Raw genomic sequence first — 10,108 nt, forward strand, 5'->3', positions numbered from 1 at the left:
GACTCCCCCGCCTCGGGAGCGGAGACAGGGGTGACGATCTCGACCTCGGCGACGTACTCCTCCGCCTCGGTCATCTTCGTCACGGATTCCGCGGTGGTCTCGGCAGCGGATTCATCCTCGGTCTCATCAGGAGCGCCCAGAGAGCCCTCTGGGGCGGCCACCGGAGCCCCCTGCGCCTCGACCGGCACGTTCTCCTCTACCGCGGCAGCGGGCTGGGCGGAGTCGGCGGTGGCCTGCGCGGGCCCGGTTCCGACTGCCGAGCCGGCCGACGCGGCAGGAGCCGACGGGACCGAGGCACCGGAGGGCACCGGCGCCTCCCGCCGTTCGGGGGATGCCTGCTCCGAGGACCCTGCCTGCTCTGCCAGCCCTGCTGGCTCAGTGACCTCAACCGGTTCGGCGGGTCCGGCCGCCTCGACGACCTCGGGCGCCCGGGGCGCCCCGGAGGGCTCTTCCGAGGCCGGACCCTCGTCCGCCAGAACGTCTTGTGCGGGCTGCGCGGCGACGTCACGCACCGGATCGGGATCGATGTACTGGCGCCGCTCCACGCCCACCCGGGTGAGCTGGCCCGCAAGGATCTCCGGGCGGCCGAGGTAGTCCCAGACCTCGCCGGGGCCCGAGCGCAGGCTCAGGGACGGGGCGTCGAGAACGGCCACCCCGCCGTCGGGCAGGAAGCACAGGAACAGGCCGGTCATCTCACCGGTAGCGGCGTCCCACAGGCGCGCGGTGCCGTCCTCGGAACCGGTGAGGATCCGGGTGCCGTCGGGGCTCCACTGGGCGTCGGTGACGCCGAAGCGGTGACCGGCCAGGGACAGGACGATCTTGCCGGAGACCTCGTCCCACACGCGCACGACGCCGTCGTCGAAGCCGGCCAGGACCCGAGTGCCGTCGGGGCTCCAGGCGTAGGAGCGGACCATGGCGCCCTCGTCGCGCAGCGTCACGAGCTCGCCGGAGGTGATGACGTCCCAGACGTGGGCGGCGCCGTCGGCGCTGCCGGTGACGACCCGGGGGCCGCCCTGGGTCCACACGACGTCGCGCACCCAGTTGCCGGTGTAGGTGTGGATGACCTCCCCGGTGGTGGCGTCCCAGATGCGGGCGGTCCCGTCCTGGGAGCCGGTCAGGACGCGCTGGCCGTTGGGGCTCCAGGCCACCGAGGTGATCATGTCGCGGTGGCCCTCGAGGGTGAGGATGCGCTCGCCGCGGGCGGCGTTCCAGATCGCGGCGCGGTCGTCGCCCAGGCCGGTGAGGATGCGCTCGCCGTCCGGGCTCCAGGAGACATCGTTGACGTCGTCCTCATCGGCAGTCAGGGCCTGGACGACTTCGCCGGTGGTGGCGTCGAGGATGAGGACGCGCGGCGAGAGGTAGGAAGAAGTGGCCAGGCGGGTACCGTCCGGGCTCCAGACGACCTCGCTCAGCTCGCGGGCCCCGCTGTCCACCATCAGCCGCGGTTCGCCGGTGGCGGCGTCCCAGACGCGGTTGCCGCCGATCTTGGCGCCGATGGTCAGCTTCGATCCGTCGGGGCTCCAGGAGACTGTCTCAACGGAGTTGCCGGCCCCCAGAACCAGCTGGGTCTGGCCGGTGGCGGCGTCCCAGATGCGCACGGTGTCGTCGTGCGAGCCGGTGGCCACGCGGCGCGAGTCCGGGCTCCAGGCCAGGGAGCAGGCCCACTGGGTGTGGCCACGTAGGCTGAACAGCTCCTCGCCGGTGGCGGCGTCCCAGATGTGGGCGGTGGTGCCGGAGATGTCGTCGGTGACGATGCGGCCGCCGTCGGGGCTCCAGGAGACCACGCTCACCCAGCGGCGCTCGCGGCCGTGGAGGCTGAGGACCTCCTCGCCGGTGGCGGCGTCCCAGATCCGGGGCTCGGCGGAGTCGAAGGCGGTGATGATGCGGCGGGAGTCAGGACTCCATGACAGCCCGGTCATCGGCTCGATCGGACCGACGCGGGTCGGCTTGCCGTCGGGTCCCACCGTGCCGCCGCGCCCCACGAAGGCCATGGGGCCCACGCGCAGCAGCTCGGTGCCGGTGGTGACGTCCCAGACGCGGGCGGTGCCGTCGTCGGAGGCGGTGGCCACACGGGTGCCGTCCGGGCTCCAGGCGACGGCGGTGAGGTGGTCCGTGTGGCCGGACAGGGTACGCACCACTTGGCCGCTGGATGCGTCCCAGATGCGGGCTGAGGCGTCGTCGAAGCTGGTGAGGATGCGGGCAGAGTCGGGGCTCCAGGCCACCGCTCCGCCGACGCCGGAGCCGCCGACGCCCAGGGTGAGCAGGTCGGCACCGGTGGTCGCGTCCCAGATGCGCACGCTGTGATCCTCCGCCGCAGTGAGGAGGCGCGTGCCGTCGGGACTCCAGGCCACCGCGCTGATGGACAGGCTGGGACCGGCGAGCGCGAACAGCTCGATACCGCTGTTGGCATCCCAGACGCGGGCAGTGCCGTCATGCGATCCGGACAGGAGCCGTGTCCCGTCCGGACTCCAGGCCACGCCCCATAGCGCGTCGAAGTGGCCGGCATACAGTGACACCTCGCGAGGGTCGATCGTCCCCGAGGTCTCTGAAGGCACAGTCATGGTTGAAGTCTAGAGATCCCTACACGGTATCGGTGGCATCTTCGGCCGATTGCGAGCAGTTACCTGAGTGATATCTGGCAAATCCGGGGAAGAGAGGGCGCCACGCCGGGCGCGCGACACGCGGTGGCGCCCTCTTCCGCGTCACTGCGAGCCAGTCGGGCGGGCAGACCCGGAACCGGAACGGCCGACGGGCCTGAGCACGTCGGCCATTCCGATATCTTCCCGAAATATCCGGATATTTCATGGCGGCTGTCGCCGGGGTCGACGGCGGGAGGCGGGAGGAGTCAGCCGGCACCACGTCGGACCAGCCCTGGCCGGCAGCGCCCGGCACCGGCCGGTACTGCCTCCAACCTGGGTAGGAGGCGCACCACAACCAGCCCTCCTTCGGATGGATATGGACCGACGGGGAATCATTCGGCGGCTCGATGTGCCTTCGCCCACGATCGCGCAGGCTGGAGTCATGACTGCGATAACGACCTCCCGCCCCACGAACCAGGAGCTCGCCCCCGCCGGCGAGGGCTCCGGGCGCCACTGGTTCAAGACCGTCCTGACAGCACTCCTCGCCGGGGTCCTCTGCCTGGTGCTCATCGGCGTCACGCGCACCGCGTCCGCGCTGATCACCGGTAAGAACTAGACTGAGCCGCCCAGCCGACGACGGCGTCGAGGGCGCGGGTCGGGGAGTTCAAGCGCCGGCGCCGTGGAAGACGGCCTCGAGATTGTTTCCGTCGGGGTCGAGAACGAAGGCGCCGTAGTAGCCGGGGTGGTAGTGCGCTCGTTCGCCGGGTCCTCCATTGTCCTTGCCCCCCGCTGCGAGGGCCGCCTCGTGGAAGGCGTCCACCTGCGCCGTCGACGACGCCGCCACAGCAATATGGCAGGGCGTCGGGCTCTTGGTCGGAGACAGCCATAGATCCGGGGGCACCGGAGCGCCCTCCGGAGCCCCGGGCACGGGGGCTCCCAACCCGGTGACGGGCCCGAACTCCATGACGACGCGGTAGCCCAGCGGCGCGAGCGCTGCCTCGTAGAAGGCCTTCGAGGCCGCCGGATCACTGACATTCACAGAAATGTGATCGATCATGCACCCAGGCTAACGGAGCACATCCGGGACGCGTAAGACCCGATCGGGAAACTCTAACGGCATCATCGACGGCGCAAGCACCACCTGACCCCGCCGTAGGGTTGCATGAAGAATGCCGACGTGACGGGGAGGACTCAGAACAGGGCCGGCAGGACGCCCTCGACGTCGGCCCCGAGCCCGGCTAGGTCCAGGACGAGGGGACGCCCGGCGCCGCCGTCGGAGAGTAGGTCGCTGCCGGCCACGACGAGCAGGTCGCCGCCGGTGGTCCCCAGCCGGGCCACGGCGACGTCCTCGGCCTCGGCGGCCGCGGTCACGGCGGGCACGAGTTCCTCGCGCACGGCGACGATCGCGCGGGCCCCAGTCTCGGAGAACAGGGCGGTGAAGTCGTCCACGCCCTCCTCCTGGATGCCGCTCAGGTCCACGCTGGCGCCGACGCCGCAGCGCAGGCAGGAGTCCACGAGGGTTTGGATGAGGCCGCCGGCGGAGCAGTCGTGGGCGGCGCGCACCAGCGGCTCGCCGCCGGGCCCCTCCGCATCGCTCAGGGCCAACAGGACCCGCCCGAGCGCCATCTCCGCCTCGAGGTCGACGCGCGGGGGCAGCCCGCCGAGGTGGTCGTGGACCACTCGGGACCAGGCCGAGCCGTCGAGCTCAGCGGCGGTGGCGCCCAGGGCCATGATGGCCAGGCCCTCCTCGTGCCAGCCCGAGGGGTTGGCCCGGCGCACATCGTCCATGACCCCCAGGACGCCGACGACGGGCGTGGGGTTGATCGAGGAGTCGATCTGTCCCTTGACCTTGCCGTGGGAGTTGTAGAGGGAGACGTTGCCACCGGTGACCGGCACCCCCATGACGGCGCAGGCGTCGGCCAGGCCGGTGATGGCCTCGACGAGCTGCCACATGGCGTCGGGGTCCTCCGGCGAGCCGAAGTTGAGGCAGTCGGTGACGGCCAGGGGCCGGGCACCCACGGTGCACACGTTGCGGTAGGACTCGGCCAGGGCCTGGGCGGCGCCGGTGGCGGGGTCGAGCTTGGTGAAGCGGCCGTTGGCGTCGGTGGCGATGGCCACGCCGCGGCCGGTGGCCTCGTCGACGCGGATGACGCCGGCGTCGTCGGGCTGGCACAGGGCGGTGTCGCCGCGCACGAACCGGTCGTACTGGTTGGTGACCCAGGCGACGGAGGCCTGGTTGGGGCTGGTCACGACGGCGCGCACCTGCTGGTCGAGCTCGGCGGCGCTACCGGGGCGGGCCAGGCGCTCGGTGGTGTCGGCGTTGAGCTCGTCCTGCCAGGCGGGGCGGGCGTAGGGACGCTCGTAGGTGGGGCCCTCGTGGGCCACGGTGCGTGGGTCGACGTCGACGATCCGCTCCCCGAAGTGGTCGATGGTCAGGCGGCCCGAGCCGTTGACCTCGCCGATGACGGCGGCCTCGACGTCCCACCTGTCGATGACGGCCATGAACTCCTCGAGCTTGTCGGGCGCGACGACGGCCATCATGCGCTCCTGGGACTCGCTCATGAGGATCTCGCCGGCGGTCAGGGTGGGGTCGCGCAGCAGCACCTTCTCCAGGTCGACGTGCATACCGCCGTCGCCGTTGGAGGCCAGCTCGGAGGTCGCGCAGGAGATGCCGGCGGCACCCAGGTCCTGGATGCCGAGCACGAGCCCGGCGCCGAACAGGTCCAGGCAGCACTCGATGAGGACCTTCTCCATGAAGGGGTCTCCCACCTGGACGCTGGGGCGCTTGGCGGGCATGCCGTCCTCGAAGGACTCGGATGCCAGGATGGAGGCCCCACCGATCCCGTCACCGCCGGTGCGCGCCCCGAAGAGCACCACCTTGTTGCCGGCGCCCGTGGCGTTGGCCAGGTGGATGTCCTCGTGGCGCAGCACGCCCACGCACAGGGCGTTGACCAGCGGGTTCTCCTGGTAGGAGGAGTCGAACTCGGTCTCGCCGCCGATGTTGGGCAGTCCCAGGGAGTTGCCGTAGGTGCCCACGCCGGCCACCACGCCGTGGACGACGCGCGCGGTGTCGGGGTGGTCGACGGCGCCGAAGCGCAGCTGGTCCATGACGGCCACGGGCCGCGCCCCCATGGAGATGATGTCGCGCACGATGCCGCCCACGCCGGTAGCGGCCCCCTGGTAAGGCTCGACGTAGCTGGGGTGGTTGTGGGACTCGACCTTGTAGGTCACGGCCCAGCCGTCGCCGATGTCGACGACGCCGGCGTTCTCGCCCATGCCGACCAGGAGGTGCTCGCGCATCTCGGGGGTGGTCTTGGCGCCGAACTGGCGCAGGTGGACCTTGGAGGACTTGTAGGAGCAGTGCTCGGACCACATGACCGAGTACATGGCCAGCTCGGCGTTGGTGGGGCGCCGCCCCAGCAGCTCGCGGATGGACTCGTACTCGTCGGCCTTGAGCCCCAGCTCCTTCCAGGGCATCTCCCGCTCGGGGGTCGCGGCTGCGTCGGCGACGGTGTCGGGGTGGGTGGCTGGGATCACGGACTCGGGCGCCATGGGTGCTCCTGGTCGAAGAGGGAGTGCGGCCAGGCCAAGCCTACCCGCGCCCCGCGGCGCCTCACATCACCGCCCGGCCGGGTTCGCCCCGGCCTATGTCCTGTCCGAAGCTCCCCGGAATCCGGCCGAGAAACATGGCGAAACAGCAACGAGACGCCACGCCCACTTCCAAAGTGCTGCGACTCACACGAATTCGGGGGAAGATCGTGGCATGAGAGACATCGACGTCGCCCCGCTGCCCCTGTCGCATCTGGAGAGTCACCTGGACGAGGTGGCCATCAAACGGCTGCAAACGAGTCTGGCGGGAGCCGAGGCCCTGCTGGAGGGACGCACCGTGTGGACGGTGACTCCGTCGGCCGCCGCCGGCTCGGGGCCGGCTGAGACGGTTGCACCCCTCGTGGGCTATGCCCTGGGCGCAGGCCTGGACGTGCGCTGGCTGAGCCTGGACGCCCCCGAGGAGTTCACCCAGATCTCCGGCCGTCTACACGCCGGCATCCACGGCGACCGCGGAGACGGCGGCAAGCTCGGGGACAAGCAGCGCGACATTTACGAGCACGTGCTGTCCTCCAACGCGGAGAACATCGTCGATGAGGTCCGCTCCGACGACGTCGTCATCCTCCACGACCCGCCCACGGCAGGCCTGGCCAAGGCCCTCAAGGCCGTGGGCGCCACGGTTATCTGGCGCTGCCACGCCGGCGCCGAGGGCGCAGGCGAGGCCGCCGACTACGCTTGGGCCTTCCTGGACCGCTACCTGGAGGATGTGGACCTCGTGGTCGTCTCCCGACCCGAGTACCGCCCGCCCTACATCGAGACCGAGCGCTGCGCGGTCCTGGCCCCCTCCATCGACGCCGACTCCCCCAAGAACCGGGTCCTGGACCTGGACGAGGCCTGGTCGGTGGCGCGACTGTCCGGCATCTTCGCAGGCGAGCCGCCCTTCGAGGCCGTGCCCTTCATGCGCCACGACGGGCGCGCCGACGCCTTGCGCGGCCTGGCGGACGACCCGGTCCTGGCCGGCGGCCCGGTGCCGTTGGGCGCCCGAGTCATCACCCAGGTCAACCGCTGGGACCGTCTCAAGGGCGGTTTGGAACTGGTGGAGGCCTTCGCGGAGAACATCTCCCTGCTGCCCCAGGACGCCCACCTCCTGCTGGTCGGCCCCACCCCGGACGGGCCCGAGTCGCAGGCGACCCTGACCCAGATCGTGGAGCGCTGCTCGCTTCTGCCCGACTCGGTCGCCTCGCGGATCCACGTGGCAGCGGTAAGCATGGACGACCGGGAGGTCAACGCCACGGTCGTCAACGCCGTCCAGCGGGTCAGCTCGGTGGTCACCCAGCGCTCGCTCATTGAGGCCTTCGGTCTGACCGTTGCCGAGGCGATGTGGAAGAAGGCCCCGGTGGTGGCCTCCGCGGTGGGCGGTATCCGCGACCAGATCGACGATGGCGTCGACGGGGTCCTGGTTGATCCGACTGACGGCACCGCCTGGGCCGAGGCCGTGCGCGACCTGCTGCTCTTCCCCGAACGGGCCCGGGAAATGGGACTGGCCGCCCACGAGTCCGTGCGCCGGGAGTTCCTGTCCAACCGTCACCTGCAGGACCTCCTGCAGATCGTGGCCGACTTGGTGGGCTAGTCGTCCTGTTCGGAAGGCTGTCGACTGCCCCGCCTGCCCGCTGTTCGACTGCCGGCCGCTCCTCGGGGAGCGGCCGGCGATTCTTTCAGGAGCGGATTCAGGGGACTTCGTCACACCATGAGCGAAGTTATCCACAGGTAGTGTCCACAGGCTTGTGCAGGGATGTGTGGGTTCCCGAGATGTCGCCACTCCCCTTGTGCACAAGACCCGTTCGAGACCTCCAGCCCTGATGAGCGATGCCGCTGGAGACTTCCCACAAACCCGGCCGGCGACCTTGGGGCATCATCGCTATAGACAGAGTTTTGCCTGAAAATACGGGAAAACTGTCCAATAGGTTGGAGCCTGTCCGCAGACTTCCGCCACCGGTGAGCCCGGCGGTGGCGGAAGCACATTCTTGATCTCGGCGCAACTCGAACGAGGCCGTCCCCAGGGTACTTCGGGCGTACAGTCGCCCCGTCCTCTCCACAGTTCTACACAGGCTCGAAGCGGGGCTGTGGATAACTCGGCGGGGCGGGGCGACGTGATGGCGGTCCTTGACGACCATCGGGGCCCGGTGCGGGCGACGACGACTCGGACTCGAGAAGAGGGGCCGGACGATCGGGCGGAGCGGCGGCGTCAGACGGCCAGGAGCGAGTCGATGGCGGAGCCGAAGATCCTCAGGCCGTCGGTGCCGGTCCGGGGACCGGCCTGCGAGCCGGGGCCGAATCCGGGTTCGACGGCGTGCTCGGGGTGGGGCATGAGGCCGACGACGTTGCCGCGCTCGTTGCGCACACCGGCGATGTCGCGGGCCGAACCGTTGGGGTTGCCCACGTAGCGGAAGACGACGAGGCCCTCGCCCTCAAGGCGGTCGAGCTCCTCGGGCGAGGCGATGAAATTGCCCTCCCCGTTCTTCATCGGGACGACGATCTCCTCCCCGGCCGTGAACCGGTTGGTCCAGGCGGTCTGCGCGTTCTCGATGCGCAGGCGCTGCTCGATGCAGATGAAGCGCTGGTTCGCGTTGCGCAGGAGGGCGCCGGGCAACAGATGCGCCTCGGCGAGGATCTGGAAGCCGTTGCAGATGCCGAGCACGGGCATGCCGCGCTCGGCGGCGGCCACGACCTCCCCCATGACGGGGGCGAAGCGGGCGATGGCGCCGCAGCGCAGGTAGTCGCCGTAGGAGAAGCCTCCGGGCACGACGACAGCGTCGACCCCGCGTAGGTCGGCGTCCTTGTGCCACAGGCTCACCGGCTCGGCCCCGGCCAAGCGCACGGCGCGGGCGGCGTCGACGTCGTCCAGGGTGCCGGGGAAGGTGATGACGCCGATGCGGGCAATGGGAGAGGTACTGGGAGAGTCGCTCACGGCTCAGGCCTCCTCGTCGACGGCCACGGAGACGACGTCCTCGATGATCGGGTTGGACAAGAGGGTGGCTGCGGCCTCGCGGGCGGCGGCCAGGTGCGCCTCGGTGACGGGGCCATCCACGGTCAGCTCGAAGCGGCGGCCCTGGCGCACACCGGTGAACTGGTTGAATCCGAGGCGGGGAAGGCTCCCGACGACGGCCTTGCCCTGGGGGTCAAGGATCTCGGGCTTGGGCATGACCTCGACGACGATGCGTCCCATGGGTGCTCCTCAGATAAGGCGGGATGAGTGCGCAGCCAAGACTACTCGGACTTGGCCGGAAGCATCCCTCTGGCCGGACGGCGCGCATCCCCGGGGCGGGCCCGGTCTGCTCCCGGCAGGCTCAGACCTGACCGAGCCATTCGCCGGCCAGACGGATCGCAACGATCCCGCCCAGGCTCAGGGCGGCGGTGGCGATGAGCCATCCGGGCCCCAGGATGAGGGCGACGACGGCGCAGACCACGGCGCCGGCCAGCATGAAGCCGCCCACTGCTCCGGCCACGCCCGCGGGTGCGCGGGTCGACTGGTCGACGGTGGAGGTGCCCATGACCGGCTTGGGCCCGGACTCCACGGTCGGGGCGGTCTCGTCACCGCGTTCGGAGGTGCCCAGCAGGAGTGGTCCACGAGCGCGGGCCACCAGCCGGGCGGGGTCGTTGACTTTGACGGTCCCGGTGGTCAGCCCTGCGGCGGCGTCGAGCACGCCGGGCTTCCAGCGCTCAGCCTCGCGGCGCAGAGGCGTTCCTCCGGCCCAGGCCAGGTAGCCAGCGGCGGCCACCAGGCCGGCACCGCCCAGGACGGCGACGAGCCACGGCGGTATCCACAGGTGGCCGATCTCGGCGTTGCGGGCCAAGTTCATGGCCGAGACGGTGGCCAGGAGCAGGCCCACCAGGGCGAAGGCCACGCCGGCCAGTCGCTGCCTGCGCACCGCGGCAGGCCACGGGGAGCGGGTGCGGGCACCGGAGCTCTTGGCGGGGCCGCG

7 protein-coding genes and 1 pseudogene are annotated in these 10,108 nt (G+C 70.8%); 2 read left to right on the top strand and 6 right to left on the bottom strand.

Annotated elements, in window-relative coordinates; genetic code table 11:
- Window positions 1-2,561, bottom strand: a 2,561-nt coding sequence (locus tag HMPREF0975_RS13515; RefSeq protein WP_009234771.1) for a WD40 repeat domain-containing protein, incomplete at its 3' end; no start/stop codon positions are given.
- A 460-nt stretch (window positions 2,562-3,021) separates the two neighbouring features.
- On the opposite strand from HMPREF0975_RS13515, the gene HMPREF0975_RS16375 reads away from it, so the two are divergent.
- On the top strand, window positions 3,022-3,195 hold the full coding sequence (locus HMPREF0975_RS16375; RefSeq protein ID WP_009234772.1) for a hypothetical protein: 174 nt from the start codon (window positions 3,022-3,024) through the stop codon (window positions 3,193-3,195).
- Between the two features lie 48 nt (window positions 3,196-3,243).
- On the opposite strand, the gene HMPREF0975_RS13525 is transcribed toward HMPREF0975_RS16375, so the two are convergent.
- Window positions 3,244-3,636, bottom strand: a complete 393-nt coding sequence (locus HMPREF0975_RS13525; RefSeq protein ID WP_009234773.1) for a VOC family protein — start codon at window positions 3,634-3,636, stop codon at window positions 3,244-3,246.
- A gap of 134 nt (window positions 3,637-3,770) precedes the next feature.
- The gene (gene purL / locus HMPREF0975_RS13530) at window positions 3,771-6,131 is read right to left on the bottom strand and encodes a phosphoribosylformylglycinamidine synthase subunit PurL (protein ID WP_009234774.1); all 2,361 of its coding nucleotides are present in this window, start codon (window positions 6,129-6,131) and stop codon (window positions 3,771-3,773) included.
- Window positions 6,132-6,342: 211 nt separating this feature from the next.
- Here purL and HMPREF0975_RS13535 point away from each other — a divergent pair, with 211 nt between their 5' ends.
- Window positions 6,343-7,755 (top strand): glycosyltransferase, encoded by a 1,413-nt coding sequence (locus tag HMPREF0975_RS13535; protein ID WP_009234775.1) that lies wholly within the window; start codon window positions 6,343-6,345, stop codon window positions 7,753-7,755.
- 615 nt (window positions 7,756-8,370) lie between these two features.
- Here the strand turns inward: HMPREF0975_RS13535 and purQ are convergent.
- From purQ to HMPREF0975_RS13550, 3 genes and pseudogenes are all read right to left on the bottom strand, one after another.
- Complete coding sequence (gene purQ / locus HMPREF0975_RS13540) at window positions 8,371-9,093, bottom strand: phosphoribosylformylglycinamidine synthase subunit PurQ (RefSeq protein ID WP_009234776.1); 723 nt, start codon at window positions 9,091-9,093, stop codon at window positions 8,371-8,373.
- 3 nt (window positions 9,094-9,096) lie between these two features.
- A complete protein-coding gene (gene purS / locus HMPREF0975_RS13545; protein WP_009234777.1) occupies window positions 9,097-9,351 on the bottom strand; it encodes a phosphoribosylformylglycinamidine synthase subunit PurS in 255 nt (84 codons plus the stop codon).
- Window positions 9,352-9,472: 121 nt separating this feature from the next.
- A pseudogene (locus HMPREF0975_RS13550) lies at window positions 9,473-10,108 on the bottom strand (hypothetical protein); the annotation flags it as partial.

The organism is Actinomyces sp. oral taxon 849 str. F0330, assembly GCF_000239715.1.
GTDB lineage: Bacteria > Actinomycetota > Actinomycetes > Actinomycetales > Actinomycetaceae > Actinomyces > Actinomyces johnsonii.

Coding starts and splice junctions, on each gene's coding strand:
- purL (WP_009234774.1), bottom strand. CDS start 6,131: ATGGCGCCCGAGTCCGTGATCCCAGCCACCCACCCCGACACCGTCGCC.
- HMPREF0975_RS13525 (WP_009234773.1), bottom strand. CDS start 3,636: ATGATCGATCACATTTCTGTGAATGTCAGTGATCCGGCGGCCTCGAAG.
- purS (WP_009234777.1), bottom strand. CDS start 9,351: ATGGGACGCATCGTCGTCGAGGTCATGCCCAAGCCCGAGATCCTTGAC.
- HMPREF0975_RS16375 (WP_009234772.1), top strand. CDS start 3,022: ATGACTGCGATAACGACCTCCCGCCCCACGAACCAGGAGCTCGCCCCC.
- HMPREF0975_RS13535 (WP_009234775.1), top strand. CDS start 6,343: ATGAGAGACATCGACGTCGCCCCGCTGCCCCTGTCGCATCTGGAGAGT.